This is a genomic window from Mycobacteroides sp. H003, assembly GCF_001440135.1.
Taxonomy (GTDB): domain Bacteria; phylum Actinomycetota; class Actinomycetes; order Mycobacteriales; family Mycobacteriaceae; genus Mycobacterium; species Mycobacterium gwanakae.
The window spans coordinates 227,674-251,760 of sequence record NZ_LJYL01000034.1 but is presented as its reverse complement, the minus strand read 5'-3'; the positions used below and the strand labels follow the sequence as shown (position 1 = coordinate 251,760).

21 protein-coding genes are annotated in these 24,087 nt (G+C 64.6%); 13 read left to right on the top strand and 8 right to left on the bottom strand.

What is annotated here, in order from left to right:
* The first annotated feature begins 25 nt into the window (after positions 1 to 25).
* The 3 genes from AOT87_RS21295 to guaA all read left to right on the top strand — a co-directional run bounded on the left by AOT87_RS21295 (position 26) and on the right by guaA (position 4,626).
* The gene (locus AOT87_RS21295) at positions 26 to 1,162 is read left to right on the top strand and encodes a GuaB3 family IMP dehydrogenase-related protein (protein ID WP_057968006.1); all 1,137 of its coding nucleotides are present in this window, start codon (positions 26 to 28) and stop codon (positions 1,160 to 1,162) included.
* Between the two features lie 92 nt (positions 1,163 to 1,254).
* Positions 1,255 to 3,012 (top strand): GMC family oxidoreductase, encoded by a 1,758-nt coding sequence (locus tag AOT87_RS21290; protein ID WP_057968005.1) that lies wholly within the window; start codon positions 1,255 to 1,257, stop codon positions 3,010 to 3,012.
* 45 nt (positions 3,013 to 3,057) lie between these two features.
* Positions 3,058 to 4,626: a glutamine-hydrolyzing GMP synthase gene (gene guaA, locus AOT87_RS21285; protein WP_057968004.1), complete on the top strand. Its 1,569-nt coding sequence runs from the start codon at positions 3,058 to 3,060 to the stop codon at positions 4,624 to 4,626.
* Between the two features lie 5 nt (positions 4,627 to 4,631).
* On the opposite strand, the gene AOT87_RS21280 is transcribed toward guaA, so the two are convergent.
* Both AOT87_RS21280 and AOT87_RS21275 read right to left on the bottom strand, forming a co-directional pair.
* Positions 4,632 to 4,916 (bottom strand): hypothetical protein, encoded by a 285-nt coding sequence (locus AOT87_RS21280; protein ID WP_057968003.1) that lies wholly within the window; start codon positions 4,914 to 4,916, stop codon positions 4,632 to 4,634.
* Positions 4,909 to 6,051 (bottom strand): PspC domain-containing protein, encoded by a 1,143-nt coding sequence (locus tag AOT87_RS21275; RefSeq protein WP_046254591.1) that lies wholly within the window; start codon positions 6,049 to 6,051, stop codon positions 4,909 to 4,911. Before AOT87_RS21275 ends, AOT87_RS21280 begins: the two co-directional genes overlap by 8 nt.
* A gap of 92 nt (positions 6,052 to 6,143) precedes the next feature.
* Here AOT87_RS21275 and AOT87_RS21270 point away from each other — a divergent pair, with 92 nt between their 5' ends.
* The 4 genes from AOT87_RS21270 (at position 6,144) to AOT87_RS21255 (ending at position 10,555) form a co-directional block, all read left to right on the top strand.
* On the top strand, positions 6,144 to 7,415 hold the full coding sequence (locus AOT87_RS21270) for an ATP-binding protein (RefSeq protein WP_225421949.1): 1,272 nt from the start codon (positions 6,144 to 6,146) through the stop codon (positions 7,413 to 7,415).
* Positions 7,416 to 7,417: 2 nt separating this feature from the next.
* Entirely contained in the window at positions 7,418 to 8,056 is a 639-nt protein-coding gene (locus AOT87_RS21265; protein ID WP_191985278.1) for a response regulator transcription factor, read from the top strand.
* Between the two features lie 173 nt (positions 8,057 to 8,229).
* Positions 8,230 to 8,964, top strand: coding sequence for a hypothetical protein (locus AOT87_RS21260; RefSeq protein ID WP_057968010.1), 735 nt, complete (start codon positions 8,230 to 8,232; stop codon positions 8,962 to 8,964).
* Between the two features lie 22 nt (positions 8,965 to 8,986).
* Positions 8,987 to 10,555 (top strand): DNA polymerase Y family protein, encoded by a 1,569-nt coding sequence (locus AOT87_RS21255; protein WP_198528411.1) that lies wholly within the window; start codon positions 8,987 to 8,989, stop codon positions 10,553 to 10,555.
* A gap of 14 nt (positions 10,556 to 10,569) precedes the next feature.
* Here AOT87_RS21255 and AOT87_RS21250 read toward each other — a convergent pair whose 3' ends face one another.
* Positions 10,570 to 11,601 (bottom strand): nucleoside hydrolase, encoded by a 1,032-nt coding sequence (locus AOT87_RS21250; protein ID WP_057968002.1) that lies wholly within the window; start codon positions 11,599 to 11,601, stop codon positions 10,570 to 10,572.
* Positions 11,602 to 11,725: 124 nt separating this feature from the next.
* On the opposite strand from AOT87_RS21250, the gene AOT87_RS21245 reads away from it, so the two are divergent.
* Positions 11,726 to 13,063, top strand: coding sequence for an FAD-dependent oxidoreductase (locus AOT87_RS21245; protein ID WP_324615853.1), 1,338 nt, complete (start codon positions 11,726 to 11,728; stop codon positions 13,061 to 13,063).
* On the opposite strand, the gene AOT87_RS21240 is transcribed toward AOT87_RS21245, so the two are convergent.
* Positions 13,041 to 15,053, bottom strand: a complete 2,013-nt coding sequence (locus AOT87_RS21240; protein WP_057968000.1) for an SDR family oxidoreductase — start codon at positions 15,051 to 15,053, stop codon at positions 13,041 to 13,043. The two genes, AOT87_RS21245 and AOT87_RS21240, sit on opposite strands and share 23 nt — an antisense overlap.
* A gap of 129 nt (positions 15,054 to 15,182) precedes the next feature.
* Between AOT87_RS21240 and AOT87_RS21235 the strand changes: the two genes are divergently transcribed.
* From AOT87_RS21235 to AOT87_RS29525, 3 genes are read left to right on the top strand one after another with little or no spacing between them, the layout of a single operon-like run.
* On the top strand, positions 15,183 to 15,638 hold the full coding sequence (locus AOT87_RS21235; RefSeq protein ID WP_057967999.1) for a hypothetical protein: 456 nt from the start codon (positions 15,183 to 15,185) through the stop codon (positions 15,636 to 15,638).
* 32 nt (positions 15,639 to 15,670) lie between these two features.
* On the top strand, positions 15,671 to 16,162 hold the full coding sequence (locus tag AOT87_RS21230; RefSeq protein WP_057967998.1) for a PH domain-containing protein: 492 nt from the start codon (positions 15,671 to 15,673) through the stop codon (positions 16,160 to 16,162).
* Positions 16,163 to 16,174: 12 nt separating this feature from the next.
* Positions 16,175 to 16,300, top strand: a complete 126-nt coding sequence (locus AOT87_RS29525; protein WP_256364540.1) for a hypothetical protein — start codon at positions 16,175 to 16,177, stop codon at positions 16,298 to 16,300.
* 100 nt (positions 16,301 to 16,400) lie between these two features.
* On the opposite strand, the gene AOT87_RS21225 is transcribed toward AOT87_RS29525, so the two are convergent.
* From AOT87_RS21225 to AOT87_RS21215, 3 genes are all read right to left on the bottom strand, one after another.
* Positions 16,401 to 17,378 (bottom strand): CocE/NonD family hydrolase, encoded by a 978-nt coding sequence (locus AOT87_RS21225; protein ID WP_057969775.1) that lies wholly within the window; start codon positions 17,376 to 17,378, stop codon positions 16,401 to 16,403.
* 190 nt (positions 17,379 to 17,568) lie between these two features.
* Positions 17,569 to 18,138, bottom strand: coding sequence for a TetR family transcriptional regulator (locus AOT87_RS21220; RefSeq protein WP_057969774.1), 570 nt, complete (start codon positions 18,136 to 18,138; stop codon positions 17,569 to 17,571).
* 93 nt (positions 18,139 to 18,231) lie between these two features.
* Positions 18,232 to 19,209 carry a CocE/NonD family hydrolase gene (locus AOT87_RS21215; RefSeq protein ID WP_030096798.1) on the bottom strand — a complete coding sequence of 326 codons (978 nt, stop codon included), beginning with the start codon at positions 19,207 to 19,209 and terminating at the stop codon, positions 18,232 to 18,234.
* A gap of 151 nt (positions 19,210 to 19,360) precedes the next feature.
* On the opposite strand from AOT87_RS21215, the gene AOT87_RS21210 reads away from it, so the two are divergent.
* Positions 19,361 to 22,642, top strand: coding sequence for an error-prone DNA polymerase (locus tag AOT87_RS21210; protein ID WP_057969287.1), 3,282 nt, complete (start codon positions 19,361 to 19,363; stop codon positions 22,640 to 22,642).
* Here AOT87_RS21210 and AOT87_RS21205 read toward each other — a convergent pair.
* Positions 22,639 to 23,100, bottom strand: coding sequence for a tRNA (cytidine(34)-2'-O)-methyltransferase (locus AOT87_RS21205; RefSeq protein ID WP_057969773.1), 462 nt, complete (start codon positions 23,098 to 23,100; stop codon positions 22,639 to 22,641). The genes AOT87_RS21210 and AOT87_RS21205 overlap by 4 nt on opposite strands.
* A 51-nt stretch (positions 23,101 to 23,151) precedes the next feature.
* Here AOT87_RS21205 and AOT87_RS21200 point away from each other — a divergent pair, with 51 nt between their 5' ends.
* Positions 23,152 to 24,072, top strand: a complete 921-nt coding sequence (locus tag AOT87_RS21200; protein WP_057969772.1) for a helix-turn-helix domain-containing protein — start codon at positions 23,152 to 23,154, stop codon at positions 24,070 to 24,072.
* Positions 24,073 to 24,087: the final 15 nt, after the last annotated feature.

Sequence of the window (24,087 nt, the reverse complement as noted above, 5' to 3'; positions counted from 1 at the left end):
AGTCGGCACCGCAAAGGAAGTCAACATGCGTGACCTCGTCGAAATCGGCATGGGCAGAACAGCTCGTCGTACCTATGAACTCGATGACGTGAACATTGTCCCGTCGCGCCGCACGCGTTCCTCGCAGGACGTGTCGACGGCGTGGCAGCTTGATGCCTACCGCTTCGAGATTCCGGTGGTGGCGCACCCGACCGACGCGCTGGTTTCGCCGCAGTTCGCCATAGAGCTCGGGCGGGCCGGCGGGCTAGGCGTCATCAACGGCGAGGGATTGTGGGGCCGGCACGCCGATGTCGAGGCCCGCATCGCCGAGGTGGTCGAGGTCGCCCAGAAGGAGCCCGAGCCTTCCGCCGCGATTCGCCTGCTGCAGCAGTTGCATTCGGCGCCAATCGATCCCGAGCTGCTGGCGACGGCCATCGCAGAAGTTCGCAGTGCCGGAGTGACCACCGCCGTGCGGGTGAGCCCGCAGAATGCGCAGCTACTCACCCCGCACTTGATCTCTGCCGGTATCGACCTGCTGGTCATCCACGGCACCATCGTCTCGGCCGAGCGGGTGGCCCGTGACGGCGAGCCGCTCAACCTGAAAACCTTTATCTCCGAGCTGGATATCCCCGTCGTCGCCGGTGGCGTCATCGATCACCGCACGGCGCTGCATCTGATGCGTACGGGTGCTGCCGGTGTCATCGTCGGGTACGGGCAGACCGCGGGCGCGACGACCAGCGGCGAGGTGCTGGGTATCAGTGTCGCGATGGCCACGGCCATCGCGGACGCCGCTGCCGCACGCCGCGAGTATCTCGACGAGACCGGTGGCCGGTACGTGCATGTGCTGGCCGACGGCGATATCCACACCTCGGGTGACCTCGCGAAGTCCATCGCCTGCGGTGCCGATGCCGTCGTGCTGGGGACGCCGCTGGCCGCCGCGCAGGAGGCCGCCGGTGACGGGTGGTTCTGGCCGAATGCTGCCGCGCATCCCTCGTTGCCTCGTGGCGCGCTGCTGCAGGTGGCGGTGGGGGAGCGGCCGCCGCTGAGCGAGGTGCTCGTCGGACCTTCCGATGACCCGTTTGGCACGTTGAATCTTGTTGGTGGGCTCCGTCGTTCGATGGCGAAGTCTGGATACTGCGATCTGAAGGAATTTCAGAAGGTCGGGCTGACCGTCAACTCTTAGACATGTGTCTACTTAGGGTGACCTAATTTACATTACCCCCCTCGTTGTATTCCATACTGGGCAGTAACGTGACCATGCGGAGGTAGCCAACGATGTCATCACCGGCAGCAGTCCCTGTGAAAGCTGAAGCAGATACCGACTTTGACGTCCTCATTGTCGGATCCGGATTCGGCGGGAGCGTCACCGCCATGCGATTGACCGAAAAGGGTTACCGCGTGGGCGTCCTGGAGGCCGGCCGCCGGTTCGCGGACGAGGAGTTCGCCGAGACGTCGTGGAATCTGCGCAAGTTCCTGTGGGCGCCGATGTTCAAGTGCTTCGGGATTCAGCGGATTCACCTGCTGAGCAACTGCATGATCCTGGCGGGTGCCGGGGTGGGCGGTGGTTCGCTGAACTACGCCAACACCCTGTATGTGCCGCCGGAGCCGTTCTTCAACGATCCGCAGTGGCGGGGCATCACCGACTGGCGTTCCGAACTCTCGCCGCACTACGAGCAGGCGCAGCGGATGCTCGGGGTGGTGAAGAACCCCACCTTCACCGACGCGGACCGGCTCATCAAGGAAGTCGCCGACGACATGGGCGCCGGCGACACCTTCGTCGCCACCCCGGTGGGTGTGTACTTCGGGCCCGAGGGCGCCAAGGCGCCCGGAATCAAGGTGGCCGATCCCTACTTCGGCGGCGCCGGACCCGACCGCGTGGGCTGCACCGAGTGCGGTTCCTGCATGACCGGTTGCCGGGTCGGCGCCAAGAACACCCTCGTCAAGAACTATCTGGGACTGGCCGAATCTTCTGGTGCCCAGGTCATTCCGCTTACCACCGTCACGGCTGTCGAGGAGGGCGCCGACGGGATATGGCGAGTCGCCACCAAGACCACCGGTCGCTGGGTGCGCAAGCGGCGCAAGACCTACACGGCCAAGTACGTGGTGCTGGCGGCCGGTACCTGGGGCACCCAGAACCTGCTGTTCAAGATGAAGGACAAGGGTCTGCTGCCCCGGCTGTCACAGCGCCTGGGCGTGCTGACCCGGACCAACTCCGAATCCATCGTCGGTGCAGGCCGATTGGAGTACAAGGACGATTTGGACCTCACCCACGGAGTGGCCATCACGTCCTCGTTCCATCCGACCAGCGACACGCATATCGAGCCGGTGCGCTACGGCAAGGGTTCCAACGCGATGGGTCTATTGCAGACCCTGATGACCGACGGAGACGGGGAGAAATCGCGGTGGCGTCAGCTCATCGAGGCCGCCCGTGCCGATCCGAGGGGCACCTTGCGCATGCTCAACGTGACGCAGTGGAGCGAGCGCACCGTGATCGCCCTCGTCATGCAGCACCTGGACAACTCGATCACCACCTTCACCAAGAAGACGCTGTTCTGGCGGCGGCTTGACAGCAAGCAGGGCCACGGCGAGCCCAACCCCACCTGGATTCCCGCGGGCAACGAGGCCACCAGGCGACTGGCTGCCAAGATCGACGGTGTGGCCGGTGGCACCTGGGGCGAGCTGTTCAACATTCCGCTGACCGCGCACTTCCTGGGCGGGGCCGTGATCGGAACGAGCCCGGAGGACGGTGTCATCGATCCGTATCACCGCGTGTACGGCTACCCGACCATGTACGTCGTGGACGGTGCGGCCATCTCGGCCAACCTGGGCGTCAACCCATCGCTGAGCATCACCGCACAGGCCGAGAGAGCGGCGTCGTTGTGGCCCAATAAGGGCGAGACGGATCTGCGGCCGGAGCAGGGTCTGCCGTATCAGCGGATGGCGGCGGTTCCCCCGTCGCACCCCGTCGTCCCGGCAGGTGCGCCCGGTGCATTGCGGAGTCTGCCGATCGAACCGGTGCGGTCGGTCAGCTAGTCCCCCGCAAGCGGGAAGTAGCCCCAGCGCCACTAAGCTAAGCCGGTGGCGCAAACGGAGCAGCATGGCGACCGACCGGTTCTGGTCATTGACTTCGGGGCACAGTACGCGCAGCTGATCGCGCGGCGCGTGCGTGAGGCGCGGGTGTTCTCCGAGGTGATCCCGCACTCGGCGAGCATCGATGAGATCAAGGAACGCAACCCTCGGGCCATCGTGCTGTCCGGTGGTCCATCGAGCGTCTACGAAGAGGGTGCACCTCAACTCGACCCCGCCGTATTCGACTTGGATGTTCCGGTTTTCGGTATCTGCTACGGCTTTCAGGCCATGGCGCAGGTGCTCGGCGGAACCGTCGCACACACCGGCACCAGCGAGTACGGCCGCACCGAGCTGAAGGTCGTGGGCGGAGACCTGCATGAGGGCCTGCCCGGCCTTCAGCCCGTGTGGATGAGCCACGGCGATGCGGTAACCGAAGCACCCCAAGGTTTTACCGTGGTCGCCAGCAGCGAAGGTGCTCCCGTGGCGGCGTTCGAGGATCGGGCACGGCGTCTGGCCGGGGTGCAGTACCACCCAGAGGTGCTGCATTCGCCGCACGGACAGCAGGTGCTCAGCCGCTTTCTGCATGAGTTCGCGGGCATCGAATCGGCATGGACGGCAGCCAATATCGCCGAATCGCTGGTCGAGCAGGTGCGCGCGCAGATCGGAGACGGGCGTGCGCTGTGCGGGCTGTCCGGCGGGGTGGACTCAGCGGTGGCGGCGGCTCTGGTGCAACGCGCCATCGGCGACCGCCTGACCTGTGTGTTCGTTGACCATGGGCTGCTGCGCAGCGGTGAGCGGGCGCAGGTGGAGCACGACTTCGTGGCGGCTACGGGCGCCAAGCTGGTGACTGTCGATGTCGCGGAAAAGTTCCTGGGTGAGCTTGCCGGTGTCAGTGACCCGGAGACCAAGCGCAAGATCATCGGCCGTGAATTCATCCGGGCGTTCGAGGGCGCCGTCTCCGATGCGATCGGTAACTCGGAGGATGGCATCGAGTTCCTGGTGCAGGGCACGCTGTACCCCGATGTCGTCGAATCCGGGGGCGGCAGTGGCACTGCCAACATCAAGAGCCACCACAATGTGGGCGGGCTCCCCGAAGATCTGACCTTCACCCTGGTGGAGCCGCTGCGGCTGCTGTTCAAGGACGAGGTCCGCGCGGTAGGCCGTGAACTGGGTCTGCCCGAGGAAATCGTTGGCCGCCAACCATTCCCGGGGCCGGGGCTGGCCATCAGGATCGTCGGTGAGGTTACCTCCGATCGGTTGGATACCCTGCGCCGTGCCGATGCCATTGCGCGCGAGGAACTTACCGCCGCCGGTCAGGACCGCAACATCTGGCAGTGCCCGGTGGTGCTGTTGGCCGATGTGCGCTCGGTTGGGGTGCAGGGCGACGGACGCACCTATGGGCACCCGATCGTATTGCGGCCGGTGTCCAGTGAGGACGCGATGACCGCTGACTGGACCCGCCTGCCTTATGAGGTGCTGGAACGGATCTCGACGCGAATCACCAACGAGGTTCCCGAGGTGAACCGGGTAGTGCTGGATATCACCAGCAAGCCGCCCGGCACCATTGAATGGGAGTGAGCTACCTAGGTTCGGTTACGGCGGGTTGGAACCGCCACCAGCGCAACGCCGATGGCGATCGCCACGGCAATCGCGATCCAGCCGAGCAGATTGCTGTGCACTAGCGCTCCGAAGTCTTGGCCGGTCAAAGCCCAGCCTCCGACGAGCAGGGCGACCAGCCCGGACAGTGCTAGCAAGATGGATGGTCTGCCCTTCTCGTCGGTGTCGGCCTCCGGTGTCGGCTCCACGGGATTTTCCGCGGTGAGCTCATTGTCGGTGCCGGTCGTTGGTTCGTCGATGTTCTCAGACACGTTGCACCTCAATGCTTCCTACATTTGCCGTTGCGTTGATTGTCAGGACGGGGCCGACACCCTTGGGTGAGGGCAGGCAATCGAAGCTGCCCATGCCCACCTCGCACGAGGTGCGTACATTCATCGAAGGGGGAACGAGCACCTGGATATCGCCCATCCCGACGTCGAGGTAGACCGTTTTATCGTTGGTGAGCGTGACCTGCGTGAGGTCAAGGGTGATCGTGCCGACGCCGACCTCGTAGTACTCCTCGATATCGGAAGCCTCTGTAACACGGTAATTTTGGTCGCCGACGTTGAGTGACACCTCGAGCGGACCGATCGAGGATGCTACGACGACGAACCCGGCCAGCGGTATCGCCAGAAAGAGCAGTGAGTAGCCGCTGCGAAGCCATGCGCCCACCAGTAAGCCGACCCCGAGGACGACCAGTGCCGCTGCCGCGACCACGACGGGTGTCACCCAGTTGGCGCCCAGCAGTCCGATGGCCACGAGCAGAGCACTGACGATGAGTGCCGCGCCGATGGTTACCTTGGGTACGGGCGACTTGGGCTTGGCCGGAGGCGCCGGCAGGGGAGCCGGATCGGGTAGATCCCAGGCGAAAGGGGCCGCCCGCAGTGGATCCCAGTTGGGTGGGGGAGGCGGTAAGAGAGGGCTGGTGGCCGCGGTATGGCTGTTCGGTTCGCCATCTTCGGCCGGGCCGGGCTGCGTCGTCGAACTCGCCGGAGGTGGTGGGGTTTCGGTCTGGCGCTGATAGAGCAGATACCAGCCCCCGAGCAGGACAACGGCACTGACGAATCCCCAGGGATCGCGGTCGGGGTCGATGAAGGGTCCCCCGACAAGCAGCAGGACGATGATCCAGAAGACCATCTTCACCTTGGACTCGTGGTACGGAGTGGTGTAGCGGGCGGTGGGCATCAGCAGCCAGCACGCCACATACATGATGGCGCCTGCCCCGCCGAAAATTGTTGTGACCACGAAGATTACGCGCACCAGCAGCGGGTCCACGTTGTACCGGTAGCCGATTCCCGCGGCAACACCCGCCAGCTTGCCGTGCCCGGGCAGCCGCAACGGCCGGGTGCGCCACATGTCTCCGAGCGTGGAGGACGGCGTCCGTTTGGTGGTGGTATCCGTGTCCATGACAGCTATGTTGCCCAGTCGCGGGCATGTCCGCCATCAGGATTCACCCTGATCTTTGCAAGGCGGGGGTTCAGGGATAAGCCCGATGCCCTATGGAGCTTTGCCATGGCAGTATCGCAGAGGTGAGTCCCACGTTTCGGAATGCCTTCGCCAGCGGGAATCGGCTGACTGCCGCCCCGCCCTTGCGTCGGCGTACCGGTGGCCGGGTAATCGCCGGGGTCGCCGGGGGGCTCGCCGATCATCTCGACGTTCCGGTGTTTCGGGTGCGGTTGGCCTTCGCAGTGCTTGGCGCGGCCAGCGGAATGGGCATCGCGGCGTACGGGCTGCTGTGGCTGCTGATGCCGCCGGGCGACGACGTTGCCGCTGTCAGCGCAACGGACCGCAGGCGGGCGACGGGGCTATTGCTGTTGAGTCTTGCCGCGCTGATCATCTTGATGTCGACGGTCAGTGGTTCGACGGCGGCACTGGTTTTCCCCATCGTGCTGGCACTGGTCGGGCTCGCCGTGGTGTGGCGCGAATTCGATTCGCAGGGGCCGAGTTCGGCCGTGCTGGGGGAGTCGGGCAAATCGTCGCTACTGACCTTGGTCCGGGTGATTGCCGGTGCCGCACTGGTCTTCGGCGGGATCGCCGTGGTGGTCTTGCGCAATGTGGATCTGTCCTCGCTGCGTGACTCGTTGGTGGCGATCGCGGCCACCCTGGTGGGCGCAATGCTGCTGACGGTGCCCTTGTGGTTGCGGTTGTGGCGTGCCCTCGGTGCCGAGCGTGCCGCGCGCATCCGTACCGAAGAGCGTGAAGAGATCGCCTCGCATCTCCACGATTCGGTGCTGCAGACGCTGGCGCTGATCCAGAAGCGGACAGATAACCCCAGCGAGGTGCTACGGCTGGCTCGCAGCCAGGAACGCGAACTGCGCAGCTGGTTGTTCTCCGCGGGGGTGTCCTCGGACTCGTCTCTGGCGCAGGAGCTACGTACCGTGGCCGGAGAGGTGGAGGATGCGCATACCGTGGTGGTCAATTCGGTGATCGTCGGTGATGCCGACCTATCTCTGGAACCCGAGACCAGACGAGCGCTGATCGGGGCAACCCGCGAGGCACTCGTCAATGCTGCCAAACATTCCGGGCAATCGGATATCAACCTGTATGCCGAGGTGGAACCCGGCCAGATCAGTGTGTTCGTCAGGGATCGGGGCAAGGGGTTTGATCTGGAGGCGGTGCCACAGGATCGGCAGGGCATCGTGCGCTCCATCAAAGCCAGGGTGATGCGCCGGGGTGGGCAGGTGCAGATCAAGTCGGAGATCGGCAAGGGCACCGAGGTGCGAATTACCATGCCGTACAAGCTCTACGACGTCGACGAGAAAGAAGAGTGATGCTGCGGGTATTCCTGGTCGACGATCACGGGGTGTTCCGGTCCGGGGTGCGGGCGGAGCTGGCCGGTGAATCGGATATCGAGATCGTGGGCGAGGCCGGTTCGGTTGTCGAGGCGGTCGCCGGAATACGATCCAGTGCACCGGATGTGGTGTTGCTCGATGTGCACATGCCCTCCGGTGGAGGGGTCGCCGTCATCAACGGAGTCGGCGGCTCGGGACCGGTCTTTCTTGCGCTCAGTGTGTCGGATGCCGCTGAGGATGTCATCGCGGTGATTCGTGCGGGAGCCAGAGGCTATGTCACCAAGACGATTTCGGGAAGTGAACTCGCCGAGGCTGTGCGCCGGGTGGCCGGTGGGGATGCGGTGTTCAGCCCGCGGCTTGCCGGATTCGTGCTCGATTCGTTCACCGGGCGGTCGAATACCCCGGAGCCGGCACTGGATCCGGAGCTGGATTCGTTGACCCCACGCGAGCTTGAGGTGCTGCGGCTCCTTGCCCGCGGATACACCTACCGGGAGATTGCCGAGGATCTGGTGATCTCGGTCAAGACGGTGGAGACGCACGCCTCTAATGTGCTGCGTAAGACCCAGCAGTCCAATCGCAACGCGTTGACCCGCTGGGCGCACACCCGCCAGCTCGACTAGGTCTCGTCGACACCGCGCCTCATGGCGGGTATGTGCGATACGAATCCGCCACGACACGGCGTGTCGGCAGAGCGGCCCAGTTCCTACCTCCTGCCTTGACGGTTGTCGGTGGCGAGGTGTTTACTCCAGTCATCGAACATGTGTTCTAGTCGAGTGTGTCTGGAGGTGCGGTTGTGACGGCAGTGACGGCCGCCGACGAGATGCTGGTGAACCGTGCTGACCAGCTACAAAAGCTCCGGCAGCAGATGGCTGCGATATCGGGAAAGGTTGGCGGAGACAGGTCATCGGCGGGGCGGTTTCACGAGGCGTTACCGGATGCTCAATCTTTGCTGCCGGTATCCGATGCGCTGGCCAGCTCGATAGGGCACGTGTTGCGGCGCGGCACGGTCGCGGTGGCCAGCGGGGCCCGGTCGTTGCCCTTGGATGTGGTGGCTTCGGTGACCGCGGCGGGCGGGTACGCCGCGATTGTGGGTATGCCGGAGGTGAGTGTGCTGGCGGCGGTGGAAAAGGGAGCGGACCTGAGCCGTCTGGCGTTGATTCCTCGCCCGGGTCTGAGTGCGGTGGAGGTGGCCTCGGTGCTTATGGACGGGATGGATCTGGTGGTGCTGGGTCTGGGGGGACGAAAGGTGACCTCGACGTCGGCGCGCGCGATGGTGGCCCGGGCGCACAGCAACGGATGCACGCTGTTGGTTGCCGATGGGGACTGGGAGGGCGCCGCGGTGCGGTTGCAGGCCCGGGTGACCGGCTATGACGGGGTGTCCGCCTGTGGCCTGGGCCGAATTCGTGGCGTGCGGACGACGGTCCGGGCAACAGGGCGCAGGGCGCCCAGAGCCGCCGGGGCGGCGACGTCCAGCTCAAGAGCTGCCGGGGAGGTGTGTGGCAGCCGTGGCTCGATCAGGTCCGCCTAAACGACAGCGTAAAGCTCCACGGGTGCTGGCGATTTGGTGCCCGGATTGGCCGGCGGTGGCCGCCGCGGCGATGGCCGACCTTCCTGCCACCCGGCCCGTGGCGGTGACCCTGGCCAACAGGGTCACCGCGTGCACGGCCGCCGCGCGGGCGCTGGGAGTCCGCCGGGGTATGCGCCGCCGCGAGTCCCAGGCCCGTTGTCCACAGCTGCATATCGCGGTGGCCGATGTCGATCGCGATGCGCGGTTTTTCGAGCCGATGATCGCCGCGGTGGATGACCTGGTGCCGGGGGCCGAGATTTTGCGCCCGGGGCTGATGGCGCTTCCGGTGGCCGGTGCGGCCCGGTACTTCGGCAGCGAGCAGACCGCGGCCGAGCGGCTGGCCGATGCGGTGTCGGTGGCCGGGGCCGAATGTCAGGTGGGCATCGCCGATCAGATGTCCACGGCGGTGTACGCCGCGCGGCATGCGGCACTGGTACCGCCCGGTGGGGATGCGGAGTTCCTGGCGTCCTTGTCGATCAAAGAGATGGCCGCCGAACCCAGCCTGTGCCATCCGCAGCGTGAAGACTTGGTTGATCTGCTGTGGCGCATGGGAATACGCACCATGGGTGCCTTCGCGGAACTAGCGCGGTCCGATGTCGCCTCACGGTTCGACGATGACGCGGTACAGGCGCACCGCCATGCGCGAGCCGAACCGCAGCGCCCTCCCTCGGGGCATGCGGTCCCGGCGGAGCTGGGAGTCGCGCTGCCATGCGATCCGCCGATCGACCGGGTGGATGCGGCGGCTTTTGCGGGACGCACGCTGGCGATGAGCCTGCACGAGGTGCTGTCCTCGGCAGGAGTTGCCTGCTCCCGGTTGGCCATTCACGCGGTGACGGTGGACGGCCAGGAGCTGTCGCGGGTGTGGCGGTGTGCCGAGCCGCTCACCGAGGAGGCGACGGCCGACCGGGTCCGCTGGCAGCTTGACGGCTGGCTTGCCCGGCGCCGGTCTCTGGACGGGCCGGTGGCGATGTTGCGGTTGGAGCCGGTCGAAGTGGTGGCCGCCGAAGCGCTGCAGTTGACGTTGTGGGGAGCGGTGGGCGCCGAGGAGCGCCAGCGGGCCCGCCGCGCATTGACACGAGTTCAGGATCTGTTGGGAGAGGAGTCGGTACAGGTGGGAGTGGTCAGCGGTGGGCGGGGCCCAGCCGAACGAATTACTTTGGTGCCCTTAGGGGATGAGTTGCGCCCGCGGGCCGATCCTGATGCGCCGTGGCCCGGGAGGCTGCCCGATCCGGCTCCTGCGGTGCTGCTCGGTGAGGATGGCGAACCGGTGGAGCTGTTGGATGTCGATGGAGCACCGGTGACGGTGACCGGGCGGGGAATGTTCTCGGGGGAACCGGCCAGGGTCCGGCGGGGTGATGGCCGTTGGGAGTTGAGTTGGTGGGCAGGGCCATGGCCGATCGATGAGCGATGGTGGGAGGAACGGGAACCGACTCCTACCCGGGCATCGGTGGCCGCTCGGGCCCAAGTGCTGCTGGAAGGCAAGGGCGGTGGTCAGGCGCTGCTCCTGCATTTTCGGCGGCAGCGGTGGTATGTGGAGGGCGTTTATGAATGACGGCCTCGCCGGAATTAGCGCGCGCCGTCAAACCTTCGCGCGAAGACGCTGACTCGTTCGATGAATCGCTCGAAGAACACCTCGGGATTGGTTTCCACCGCGATCTGCGCGTTGGGTTTCTGGCCCCACTGCCCCTTCCAGTCCGCGATGGTCATGGCGCGGGTCAGATCACCGGTCAGCTCGACATCGACAGTAGCGGAGCGGGTTTGGACCAGCGATGGCTCCAGCGCGACTGCGGCGGCGAACGGATCGTGCATGTGCGCCAAGAAGCCTTCGTCTTGCTTCATGTGGAACTCGAAATAGAAACGCACGGCATCTTCGATGAACCGCAGCAGCGAGTTGTTCGCCGACGAACGGCTGGATGGAAGATCGAGCACCGACAGGGGGGTGGTGGTGGCGCCCGCGGCCTCGGCCAGTCTGATCAGATGTTCCGGTGTCATGACGATGGTCTCGGTGAGATTCAGGCCGCACACGATCGGAAGTTCTTGTACGCCAGCTGCTCCCCAGGCGGCGTACACCTCTGCCGTCGCACCCGGGTCGACTACGACATTCCATTCCGCCACCGGTGTGGTGTTGCCCGGGTAGTCGAAGGAGCCGCCCATGATCACGAGTCGTTTGAGGAGTTTGGGCAACTCGGGTTCGGTGCGCAGGGCCAGCGCCAGGTTGGTGAGCGGGCCGGTCGCCAGGCCCACCAGCTCACCGGGGTGTGCGCGTGCCGCCCGCACCCAGGCCTCGGCCGCGTCGTAATCGGTGAGTGTGCGGGTGGAATCCGGCAGTGCGGCATACCCAAGGCCGGTGGGTCCGTGGGTGTCTTCGGCGGTGCGCAGTGCCGCGCTCAACGGCTCGGCGACACCCCTGGACACCGGGATCTGCGGGGCCTTGCATAGCTCCAGCAGGCCCAGGTTGTTCGCGCAAACATGGTCCACCGAGACATTGCCCGCAGTAGAGGCGATGCCGACAATCTCTACATCCTCGCTAGCGAGGAGAAAGATCAATCCCAGTGCGTCATCGACTCCGGTATCAACGTCGGCAAAAACGGGAACCATGGACGTCAACCTACCGTCAGTTAGCTCCGTGTACGGATGCGACAAGCGGTAGAGCACCGGTAATCATCAAAGTCATACGACTGACTGAATCTGCGGCTAGTATTGCTTTCAGGGCGTCCGGTCTATTGCCGGGCGGTCGGTCAGGAAGGAGTGTGGGATGCATCAGGACGAGTTACCGCAGACGACCACTGTGGCGGTCGTGGGTGCCGGGCTGTCGGGTCTGACGGCTGCCCGCGCACTGCACCGGCAGGGCGTCGACGTAATCGTGCTGGAGGCGGCGGAGCGTATCGGTGGGCGGGTCATGGGAGAGACCACGGTGCTGGGCTCACGGCTGGACTTGGGCGGCCAGTGGATTGGCCATGATCACCACCGCGTCATGGGGCTTGCCGCCGAACTCGGCCTTACGCAGTTCCCCATGCACACGGGTCCGTTGCCCGCGGTGATCGACGGACCCCGCCGCGTGAAGATCCCGTCCCTACTGCCGAGCGTGCTCATCCTCACTGGCCTGGAGGTGTTCTCGCGTCTCAGGACGCCGAAGCGCTGGCACGCGACCAGCGCGGCCGAATGGCTGCGCAAGGTGCCCGGCCGCACCACCCGGCGGCTACTTGAGGTCATCGCTTTGATCTCCTGGACGGCGGACCTGGACCGGATGCCCATCCCCGCGATGATCTCGATGATCCGGCATCAAGGTGGTCTGCGGACCATGTTGTCGACCAAGGGCGGCGCGCAGGACTCCCTACTCGTCGAAGGGGCGGGTGCGCTCGTGGAAAGTCTGGCCGCCGAACTGGGGCCCCGAGTGAAGCTGGGACACCGCGTTACTTCGGTCAGCCGGAATGAACACGGAGTCACCCTCGACACAGCCTCGGGTCAGGTGCACGCCACGAAGGTCATTGTCACCGCGCCGCCGCCCACGGCGGCCCGCATCACCTTCAGCCCGCAGCTTCCGGCCGAGCGTGTCCAGATGCAGCAGAACATGTACATGGGGTCGGTGTACAAGGCGATCGCCGTGTACGAGAAGCCTTTCTGGCGAGAGCGATCCGGCGGCGAGTTCATGGTTCTCGACGGCCCGGGCCGGGCAGTCTTCGATACCACCGCTCCGGGCGGTCCGGGCCACCTGTGCGTGCTTGTCGCCGGTCCCGAGGCGCGTGAACTTGATGGGCTCGACACCGCCGGCCGTCGCCGCGCGGTGCTCGGCTCACTCTCCGAGCACGTCGGTCCGGAGGTTCTCGAACCGGCAGGCTGGCACGAGAAGTCCTGGCACCTCGACGAACATGCCGGAGGCGGATACATGGCCTTGCCCGATATCGGTTTCACCGAACAGTTGCCGCTCCCGTCGGCGCCCCTGGGCGATATCCATTGGGCGGGTACCGAAACGGCGCACGACCACCCGGGCTACCTGGATGGCGCCATCGAGGCGGGCACCCGGGCGGCCCGGGAGGTCACCAATGCACTCCGGGAATGAGGCGTACTGCCCTCATCACGGGGCCTGGAACGCGCAGCTTTGACACGGCCGCAACACGTTTGGCGGCCCTGGGGCGGCGGCGCGAGGTCGACACATCCTGGCGTTCGTCGACCGGCTCAAGGCCACGAGCGGCCCGAGAATCGGGATATGCCAGATACATCTGGTGCATGATCCGGCGGGTCAACTTCGGTGTCATGTACCTGCCGATGTCGGCATAGGTGCCCATCGGATGATCGATGCGGGTCGGCTTTTCGACGAGACCGCGAATCACCATGGCAGCGGCGTGTTCTGGGGTGAGTCCCGGCACCACATTCAGTTTGTGAGAAGGCTGAATCATCGGCGTCTTCACCAATGGCATATGGATATTGGTGAAAGTGATGTGATCCGACACCGTCTCGGTCGCGACCACATCGGAGAAGGCATCCAGTGCCGCCTTGGTGGGGATGTACGACGCGTACTTGGGATTGCGGGTCTGCACACCGGCCGTCGAGACGTTGACGACGTGGCCGAATTTCCTTTCCCGCCAATGGGGGAGAAGCGCCAGCACCAGCCGCACAGCGCCAAAGTAGTTGATCGCCATGACCCGCTCGTAGTCATGGAACCGATCGACCGTGTTTATCGCCGAGCGGCGAATGGAGCGACCGGCGTTGTTCACCAAGTAGTCCACATGCCCGAACTGGCCGAGGATGCTCTTCACCGTGTCGTCTACGGCCGAGTAGTCGGTCAGATCGCAGCGGAACGAATACGCCTGCCCGCCGTCCTCACGGATCTCCGCGACCAGGCTGTCGAGCGCCTCGGCATCACGCGCCACCGCGAAAACGGTGCCGCCGCGCTGGGCGACGGCGATGGCCGCGGCCCGTCCGATACCGCTGGATGCCCCGGTGATGATGACGTGCCGGCCCACCAATGGCCCGGCGGGATCGTCGCGGCGGTATCGCTCGGGATCGAGGTTCTTGCGCCAGTACTGGTAGAGCTTGCCGGCGTAGCTGCCGAATGAGGGAACCGTAATTCCACTGGGGCGCAGGGCTTGCTGTGTGGATTCGGAGACGAAGGTGGGCATGATCTCGGTGATGTCGATGACCTCGGGCGGGATACCGAGTTGGGTGACCACCATGTTGCGCCAGACCTTGAGCGTGCCGCGCGCATTCAGGAACGGGGTGGCGATGGCGTGGGGAAGCGACCCGCGCACGGGCGGCAGGCCCGCGGCAGGGGCAATGCCGGAGTAGATGTCCCGCAGGTAGGTCACCTCGGGGTTGGTCAGGTGGAAGGCCTGCCCGTCGCGGCCCTCCTGGTGCATCAGCTCGACGGTCGCATTGACGACGTAGTCGACCGGAACGATGTTGGAGCGTCCCGCCTTGGGCAGCATCATCGGGGTGAACCGGGGCAGGCGCGCGAGCTTGGCCAGAATTCCGAAGAAGTAGTACGGACCGTCGATCTTGTCCATCTCGCCGGTCTTGGAATCGCCGACAACGACGGCGGGCCGGTAGATCCGGTAGCGCAGACCGGGTTCCGAGCGCACGAGCAGTTCGGCCTCGAACTTGGTCTGGTGATACGGCGTCGGCAGGTCCTGGTTGACGTCGAAGTCTTCTTCGGTGAACTCGCCCTGGTAACTTCCCGCGACCGCGATGGAGGAGATGTGGTGCAGGGTGGCGCCGGTGCGTTTGGCCAGTCCGATGACCGACCGTGTGCCCTCGACGTTCGCGGCGCGCTGTGCCTTGTCGTCCACGGTGATGTCATAGATCGCGGCACAGTGCACGATGTGATCGGCGGTGACCGGATCTCCCTCGGTGGGCAGGCCGAGATCGGGCTGGGTGAGGTCACCCACCAGCGGCTGTACGCGGTCATCCCATTGTTCGGCGAGCTTTTCGAACCGTGACAGGGACTCGCGCCGCACCAAAACGGCGACTTCCGCATTGCGCTGGGTCTCCAGGATTCGGGTCACAATCCGCCGTCCAATGAATCCGGTGCCGCCGGTGACGATGTATTTCACGTGCTACCCCTGAGACTGTTAGGCCGCTTATCGGCCCGTTTGGAGTCATCGTTGCCGTTTCGGGGTGTTTCGTCAACGATGTGTGACAAGTTCGTCATTGGGGAGTTAGCCATGGGGGATACTCCAGGAATGTCACGCGTTCGGGTGTTCCATGCTGCGCGCACCACCGGCAATGCTGCCTGGTGGACGTTCGTGGTAGCCGCCTTGGTGAACAGGGGGTTGAACCTGCGGGGCTGGGATTACGGGTGGACTGCCTATACCCCGCTCACCGACGGCATGCCACGCCGCTACGCCGACTATGTGCCGTTCAATCCAGCTGCCGTGCAGCTGGTGGGCGTGGTCGTATGGATCGCCTTTGGTGTCGTGGTGGTCGCGGCCATCGCCGAATTGGCCGTCGTTCGGAGGTGGACGGCCGTGGTGTCGGTGGTCGTACCCTTCCTTTCGTTGTGCCTGATCACCTATGCGTTCGGGGGGCTCGATCCTACGATCGCCTGGTCGCCGACCGCGGTGCTGGTGTTCGTGCTTGCGGCCATTGCGATACGGCAGATATGGATGCGCCGGTTCGCTCCGGTAGTGGGGGAGTAGCGGTGATCGACACGACCCCTACGACTTCCGTGATGCCGGTGGGAGTTGTTGCCAGCAGGTCGGCTCCCGTCCTCTGGGCCATCCAGTACGCATTGGCATGCAGTCCGCTGGTTGTCGTCGTGGCGGCGGTGTGGTCGGTGACGGCGCCGCCGGCCCACGCCAGCACGCTGCTGGAGCATGTCGCGGGCGTGTTGGGGCTGCTGTGCATCTGCTGTGCGCTGGCGTGGGTGGTGCTTCGCCCACTGCAGCGTTATCGCGCATATCGGTGGGGTGTCCTGGATGACGATCTGCTGTATATCGCATCGAAGACGTTGTGGCTCAGGTCTTTCTGGGTCATCCCGTTCGCACTGGTGCGAACGGTGGAACTGCGGCAAGATCCGCTGTCGCGTGTGTTGGGGTTGGCGATGGTGGTGGTGCGCGCAGATCAGGGCGAGCTGCGGATCGTGGGGCTGGATGCGGCGACCGCACATGATGTTGTCGAGAAGCTGTTTGGGCTGGTGGACGAGGCTTCGGTCTACCAATGAGTCCGACAGCGCATGGTCATCGCTGGCCTGAAGGAACCGTTGCCGGAATTCATCCAGAGTGAGCGGTCGGTGGTGGTAAACGGATACGGGGCCTTCGTGGTGCAGGACATCGGAGCTGGGGGAGCGGGACGGGCTTAGTGGCCCGCCCCGCCTTCTGCCGCGCAGCCGGAACGCCTGAATTCGTTTGCGGCCCTGCAAATTCAGACTCGCGGTGGCTCCATTCGGAGTCCAGCACTATTCAGGCTCCGTGGTCGCGGAACCAGTCGGCAGCGACGCCCGCTGTGCGGTCGACGACATCGGGTGTGTCGTAGTAGTCCGAGTGGAACACGTCGTTATCCCAGACCAACTTCTTGTCTGCGGTAGCAATCGACTCAAAGTGCCGCTTGGCGGAAATCGGGCTCAAGCAGTAGTCGCCGTGGAAGACAATCGCGGGCTTCTGGAGCTTCGCGACGCCGGGAACGGTGGAATATCCGAAGTGGTCCAGGTCGCTCATGATGGCGTAGCGGTTTTCAAAGCCCTTCAGCGTCCACGGCCCATACCACGCCCACACTGCCGGGCCAGGCAGTCCCGCCCGGGAACCCACCGTGGGATCGGCGAGATCAGGGGAGACCAGCGGCTGGTAGATGACTTCCCCGGTTGTTTCGTAGAGCTCCTTGGCTTCACGTGCCCGTTGTAGACGCTCCGATAGCAGCGTCTCCAGCTGCTCCCGTGGTGGTAGGGAAGCCTCGTCGAACGGGTTGGCTGCGATCCCGGCGGTGACGGGAAACAGGTCGGCGTCCGCGTCACGGAAGTAGCCGGTCACGCAGGCGACCGCTGTGATTCTGTCGTCGTAGGAGGCCACATCGAGCAGTTCGGGACCGCCCTGGCAAATACCCAGTGCGAAAACGCGCGATGCGTCTACATCGGATCTGTTCACCAGGTAGTCGAGAGCCGAGACCACGTCCTCGTTCTTCATCACCGGGTTCTCGAGCCTACGTGGCTCGCCGCCCGACTCGCCGACCGTACGTGGGTCGAAAGCGAGCGAAACGAAACCCTCGTCGGCTAGCCGGGTCGAATACTGCGTGGGGGCTTGCTCCTTCTCGAACGAGTACGGTCCGAGCGTCACCACTACGGGAAACGGGCCGTCGCCCTTGGGGCGGTACAAATCGCCCACCAGGGTTTCCCCGTGAGAGGGAAAGGTGACCTTTTCTACTGTGTAGTTGCCGTGCTGAGCCACTGTGGCATTCCTCCAAATTCTCTTGCTCGATCGATACGAGCAATCGCCCGCTTCCTGATACTATCTAGTTAGTTACCTACGCGCGATCTGGTAGTCGGCATCAAGTGATTTGGTAGCCGGGGTGAGGTGAATCGTGGTCGGCAGGACGGTCGAAGGGCTAGCAAGCCGCGTTCGTATCGCGCGTCAGTCATTACCCCGCGATGTCGATGAGGGCCTCGACGGTCGCGATGAGTACGGCACGGTGGGTGGTCAGACGCTGGGGAGAGAATGGTTCAGAATCCGCGAGACCGCGCAGGGCGGGCGACGCACCGAACCACGCCGTCGTGAGTCCAAGGATGAGGGCCAAGATGTCGGCAGGCTGTACACGCCCTGAAAGAGAGCGTGTTTCAGCGATTGCTTTGATTTTGGCGGCGTAGGCCGCGGTTTCGGCTGGGCCGGCGACAGGCCGTTCCAGCTGCGCCCAGGTGGCAAGTCTCAGATGCTCGGGATGCTTGATGAGGTGATCGAACAATGCGCCCGCGTATCCCGGTAGGTCCTCTGGAGTGAACGGAACGGCATCGGACATCCGCTGGATGGAATGCGCGACGACGGTGTCGAACAGCGTTTCCTTGTTGGTGTAGTAGACGTAGAGCAGCCGTTTGTTGGCACCGGCCGCGGCGCCGATCCGGTCGACACGGGCACCGGCCAGTCCGTGCTCGGCGAACTCTGCGTACGCGGCATCGAGCAGCCGCTTCTTGGTGGCAGAGGCGTCGGGCGGCATCCCAAGAGCCTAGAGGCATGCCGCCGCGTGATTTCGGCAGCGCACCGGCTGGGGCAGCGGTTATGCCCGCCAACCCAGCCGGTGCGCCCCCCGTCAGGCCAGGTGGCTGTTGAACCAGTCGGCGATGTGGCCGACGGTGCGGTCGACGATGTCGGGCTGGTCGTAGTACTGGAAGTGGTTGGTGCCGTTCTCCCAGATAAGCTTCTTGTCGTCGGAGGGGATCGACTCGAAGTGCCGCCGGGCCGCCGCCGGGTTCATGCAGGTATCGGAGTGGATCACCAATGCGGGTTTGTCGAGCTTGGCGGCACCGGGCACGGTGCTGTAGTCGAAGTGGTCGAGGTCGCTCATGATGGCGTAACGGTTCTCCCAGCCCTTGAGCGTCCACGATCCGTACCAGCTCCACACCAGTGGGCCGGGCAGCCCGGCATCAGACCCGGCGACGGGGTCGCCCAGATCAGGAGAGACCAGGGGCGCGTAGATGACTTCGCCGGTCTGCTCGTACCGGGTCTTGGCATCGCGTGCCCGCTCGAGCCGGGCATCCAGTAGCGCTTCCAGTTGTTCGGTGGTGGGTGCGGTAGCCGGATCGAAGGGGTTCTCGCTGACACCCGCGGCGATCATGAACAGATCGGTCTCGCGATCGCGGTAGTAACCGGTCACCGAGGCAACGGCCTTGATCCGGTCGTCGTATGAGGCGATGTCGAGCATTTCGGGTCCGCCTTGGCAGACGCCGGCCCCGAAGATGCGCGATGCGTCGACGTCATCGCGCGTGAGCAGGTAGTCGATGGCCGCTACCGCGTCCTCGTTCTTCATCTTCGGATTCTCGAGGCGGCGCGGGGTGCCGCCGCTCTCGCCCACGGTGCGCGGGTCGAAAGCCAGCGCCAGGAAGCCCTCGTCGGCCAGACGGGTGGCGTAGTGAATCGGGGCCTGCTCCTTCTCGAACGAGTACGGGCCCAGCAGGACCACCGCAGGGAAGGGGCCGTCACCGGAAGGGCGGTGGACGACACCGACGATGTCCTCGCCATGCGAGGGGAAGGTGACCTTCTCGGGCGTGTAGTTGCCGTGGTGTGGCATTCGCTTCTCCAGATTCTCGCTAGGTGCTTACCCGCCGCGCCAGGTGCGGGGGCCTTGTCAGCATACATGTATATATCTAGTTAGTTACTTTGCCAATAGGAACCCGAGCGAGCGATTGAACCATAGAACATATGTTCGATAAACTGTTCGAATGGGCTGGTCGCAAGGTCCCCCGACGTGGGCCGAAATGGAGCGGGTGCTTGATGGGCGTCCCAACCGCCATGCGCCTCCGGGGGATGGCGGGGACGGTCCGGCGTGGAGCCGAAAGCGCCCGCCGTATGAGCCGCCCACTCGTGAGCGTGGGCGGTCGGCGGTGTCGTACGCGGAGTTGCACGCGCATTCGGCGTTCAGCTTTCTGGACGGTGCCAGTCTGCCCGAGGAGATGGCACAGGAGGCCGCGCGGCTTGGCCTCAAGGCGCTAGCCATCACCGACCACGATGGTTTCTACGGAGTTGTCCGTTTCGCGGAAGCGGCCAAGGAACTCGGCCTGCCCACCGTGTTCGGTGCGGAACTATCTCTTGGCGGGCAGGGCAATACGGAGGACTCAGTACACCTGCTGGTGCTGGCGCGCGGCCAGGAGGGGTATCGGCGGTTGTCGCGGCAAATGGCCACCGCGCACCTGTCGGGAGGAACGCCAAAAGACCGAAAGGGTAAGCCGCGCTATGATCTTGATGCGCTTACCGAGGCGGCGGGCGGACATTGGCACATCCTGACCGGGTGCCGTAAGGGGCATGTGCGACGGGCGCTTGCCTCCGGTGGCTCGGTTGCGGCTGAGGCGGCACTGGCCGATCTGGTCGGCCGGTTCGGTGCCGACCGTGTCAGCATCGAGATCAGCAGGCATGGCCACCCGGATGAGGATGACCACAACGCGGAGCTTTCCGCATTGGCTCCGCGATTCGGTGTCGGTGTCATCGCCACCACCGCAGCGCATTTCGCCACACCCGAGAGTGGGCGCCTGGCCATGGCGATGGCGGCGGTGCGCGCGCGTAAGAGCCTCGATGATGCGGCGGGATGGTTGGAGCCGGTGGGGGGTGCGCATCTGCGTTCGGGAGATGAGATGGCGCGGCTGTTCTCGCATTGCCCGGAGGTGGTGACGGCGGCCGCCGAGTTGGGGGAGGCGTGTGCTTTCGATCTGCGACTCATTGCCCCGCAATTGCCGCCGTTCGACGTCCCGTCCGGCCACACCGAGGACAGCTGGTTGCGGCATCTGGCCCTCGAAGGTGCCGCGCGTCGATACGGCCCCCGGGCGGGGGCACAGAAGGCTTACGCTCAAATTGAGCGCGAGCTGGAAATCATTGCCCAACTAAATTTTCCGGGCTACTTCCTGGTGGTGCATGACATCACCCAGTTCTGCCGTCGCAGCGACATCCTGTGTCAGGGGCGCGGCTCTGCCGCCAACTCGGCGGTCTGCTACGCGCTCGGGGTCACCAATGTCGACCCGGTGGCCAATGGTCTGTTATTTGAACGGTTCCTGTCGCCTGCTCGCGACGGCCCACCGGATATCGACATCGATATCGAATCGGACGAACGGGAACAGGCCATCCAGTACGTCTACAACAAGTACGGCCGCGAGTATGCGGCGCAGGTGGCCAATGTGATCACCTATCGTGGGCGAATGGCTGTGCGGGACATGGCCAAGGCTCTGGGATTCGCGCAGGGCCAGCAGGACGCCTGGAGCAAGCAACTCGGGCACTGGGGCGGCTTGGCCGACGCGGCGGAGGTTGACGGCATTCCGTCGCAGGTGATCGACCTGGCTCAACAGATCAAGAATTTTCCCCGGCACATGGGCATTCACTCCGGCGGCATGGTCATCTGCGATCGCCCGCTGGCCGATGTGGTGCCCGTCGAATGGGCGCGCATGGAGAACCGTAGCGTGCTGCAATGGGATAAAGATGATTGTGCGGCAGTGGGTTTGGTGAAGTTCGACCTCCTCGGCCTTGGCATGCTCTCTGCGCTGCACTATTGCATCGACCTGGTCCGCGAACACAAGAGCATTGAGGTGGACCTGGCCCATATCGACCTCTCCGAGGCGGCGGTCTACGAGATGCTGGCCCGCGCCGATTCGGTGGGGGTCTTCCAGGTGGAGTCGCGCGCCCAGATGGCCACGCTGCCCCGCCTGAAGCCCACGTGTTTCTACGACTTGGTGGTGGAGGTGGCCCTGATCCGGCCGGGACCCATCCAGGGTGGCTCGGTACACCCATATATCCGGCGATACAACAAGATCGACAAAGACTGGGAGCATGACCATCCCTCGATGGCGGCTGCGTTGGATAAAACTCTGGGAGTGCCGCTGTTTCAGGAACAGCTGATGCAACTCGCCGTCGATGTCGCGGGGTTCAGCCCCGCCGAATCCGATCAGCTGCGCCGGGCCATGGGGTCCAAGCGGTCGCCGGAACGGATGGAAAGGCTGCGCAGCAGATTCTATGAGGGCATGCGGAACCTTCATGGCATCACCGGAGAGCTAGCCGACCGCATCTACGAAAAGCTCTATGCCTTCGCCAATTTCGGCTTTCCGGAAAGCCACGCGCAGAGCTTCGCTTCGTTGGTGTTCTATTCGTCTTGGTTCAAGCTGCATCATCCGGCCGCATTCTGCGCGGCACTATTGCGTGCACAGCCCATGGGTTTCTATTCGCCGCAGTCCTTGGTGGCCGATGCTCGTCGCCACGGTGTCACCGTGCATGGTCCCGATGTAAATGCCAGCCTGTCCTATGCGACGTTGGAGAATGCCGGCCTGGAAGTGCGGATCGGTCTGGGCGCCGTCCGCCACATCGGAAGCGACCTGGCTCACGCCATCGTCGAGGAACGAAAAACGCATGGCCCGTTCGCTTCTCTGCTCGATCTGACCGGTCGCATCCAATTGACTACGGCACAGGTCGAGGCGCTGGCCACTGGAGGGGCGCTGGGTTGTTTCGGCATGTCCCGGCGTGAGGCGCTGTGGGTTGCGGGTGCGGCCGCTGCGCAACGCCCCGACCGGTTACCCGGAGTCGGGGTGTCCTCCCGGGTCCCGGTGCTGCCGCCGATGGGGGAGGTGACTCAGGCTGCTGCCGATGTGTGGGCCACCGGAGTCACCCCCGACGCGTATCCCACCCAATTCCTGCGGAAACAGCTCGACGAGCTGGGTGTCGTTCCGGCCAGGGGGCTCTTCGATGTGTCGGACGGGTCGCGGGTGTTGGTGGCGGGGGCGGTCACCCATCGTCAGCGGCCTGCCACCGCAGCCGGGGTCACGTTCATCAATCTTGAGGACGAGACGGGAATGGTGAATGTGGTGTGCTCGGTGGGGCTGTGGGCGCGGTACCGCAAGCTGGCGGTGACCGCGCAGGCGCTGATCATTCGTGGCCAGGTGCAGAATGCCAGCGGAGCCATCACCGTGGTGGCCGATCAGCTGCGACCACTGGACCTGCGTATCAGATCCGCCTCGCGGGACTTCCGTTAGACGCTGCCTTCGAAACCATGCTGACGCCAGGCCTCGTATGCGGCGATGGCTGCGGCATTGGACAGGTTGAGTGATCTGCGCCCTGGTAGCAGCGGGATGCGTACCTTCTCGGTGATGTGTGGATCGGCGAGCACCTCGGGGTCCAGCCCCGTGGGCTCGGGACCGAACAGCAGCACATCACCCGGCTGATAGGCGATATCGGTGTAGCTGACAGTCGCATGAGCGGTGAAGGCGTACACCCGTTGTGGATGCATCGATTCCCAAGCAGCGGAAAGGCTTTCGTGGACCGTCACCGACGCCATGTCGTGATAATCCAGGCCGGCGCGGCGCACCTTGGCCTCCGACAGGTCGAATAGCGGCTGCACCAGATGCAGCTCGCACCCGGTGCCCGCCACCATCCGGATCGCGTTCCCGGTGTTGGGGGCGATCCGGGGCTCGTGGAACATGATGCGGAACACGGGTGACAGTATCCCTGCTCCTCGCGGCGCGACATGGCGCAGGATGGGACTATGCGCAGTCCGGCAAGTTATGAGCGTGGGACTACAGACGAAGCCGCCTGGCGGGCAGTGACTACATCTGCTGACGCCACGCTCGCCGGTATCGCGCACGGATATACCGAACTTCGCGAGTGGTCCTACCGGCCCGTCGAGCGCAGCGAGGTTGCCAGTGTCGAGCCGGTGCTCATCATCGAACTTGATGACCCGCTGCTTGTTGCCGATGTAGCGGATCATGCGTCCCCACGGATGTGGCAAGCATTCGGTGCGGGTATCAGCCAGGGGCCAACCTCCACGTTGCATTCGGGTACGCAGCACTGCGTTGAGGTGCGGCTGACGCCGCTCGGGTTGTATCGAATGTCCGGCGTGGCGATGGACGAAGTGAGCAATCGCGTGGTCAGTCTTGAAGACCTGTTCGGGCAGAACGGCCGATATCTACCCGAACGCCTTGCTGCTGAGCCTGATTGGACACGCCGTTTCGACCTGCTCGATTCGATGTTCATGCGCGCCGTGGCTGATGGACCCGAGCCTGACGTCGAGGTCGAATTTGCCTGGGATTGGCTGAATCGCACCGGTGGGACCGCGATCATCGGGGAGATACTCGCCGAGATCGGTTGGAGTCGTGCTCGATTGGCGAGACGTTTCCGCAGCCAAGTCGGACTGACACCCAAGGCGGCCGCACGCGTGCTTCGTTTCCGTCGCGCAATGACGTTGTCTGCACCGGGCCACCGATCGCTCTCCTCGATCGCATTGGCTTGCAGTTACTTTGACCAGGCGCATTTCAACAGAGACTTCCGGATGCTCGCTGGGTGTTCACCGCGGGAATGGGCCGGATTACGGCACGACGACTTGCTGGGATGCGGGATCCCCATGGCCGGCGAACATTTGTACAAGACGGGGGCGGATGGCGGGCCTAGCGTCGGTGCTATCAGATAATCCATACGAGGAGGA

Coding starts and splice junctions, on each gene's coding strand:
- AOT87_RS21235 (WP_057967999.1), top strand. CDS start 15,183: ATGTCACGCGTTCGGGTGTTCCATGCTGCGCGCACCACCGGCAATGCT.
- AOT87_RS21200 (WP_057969772.1), top strand. CDS start 23,152: ATGCGCAGTCCGGCAAGTTATGAGCGTGGGACTACAGACGAAGCCGCC.
- AOT87_RS21275 (WP_046254591.1), bottom strand. CDS start 6,051: ATGGACACGGATACCACCACCAAACGGACGCCGTCCTCCACGCTCGGA.
- AOT87_RS21250 (WP_057968002.1), bottom strand. CDS start 11,601: ATGGTTCCCGTTTTTGCCGACGTTGATACCGGAGTCGATGACGCACTG.
- AOT87_RS21210 (WP_057969287.1), top strand. CDS start 19,361: ATGGGCTGGTCGCAAGGTCCCCCGACGTGGGCCGAAATGGAGCGGGTG.
- AOT87_RS21215 (WP_030096798.1), bottom strand. CDS start 19,209: ATGCCACACCACGGCAACTACACGCCCGAGAAGGTCACCTTCCCCTCG.
- AOT87_RS21220 (WP_057969774.1), bottom strand. CDS start 18,138: ATGCCGCCCGACGCCTCTGCCACCAAGAAGCGGCTGCTCGATGCCGCG.
- AOT87_RS21290 (WP_057968005.1), top strand. CDS start 1,255: ATGTCATCACCGGCAGCAGTCCCTGTGAAAGCTGAAGCAGATACCGAC.
- AOT87_RS21230 (WP_057967998.1), top strand. CDS start 15,671: ATGCCGGTGGGAGTTGTTGCCAGCAGGTCGGCTCCCGTCCTCTGGGCC.
- AOT87_RS29525 (WP_256364540.1), top strand. CDS start 16,175: ATGGTCATCGCTGGCCTGAAGGAACCGTTGCCGGAATTCATCCAGAGT.
- AOT87_RS21295 (WP_057968006.1), top strand. CDS start 26: ATGCGTGACCTCGTCGAAATCGGCATGGGCAGAACAGCTCGTCGTACC.
- AOT87_RS21270 (WP_225421949.1), top strand. CDS start 6,144: ATGGAGCTTTGCCATGGCAGTATCGCAGAGGTGAGTCCCACGTTTCGG.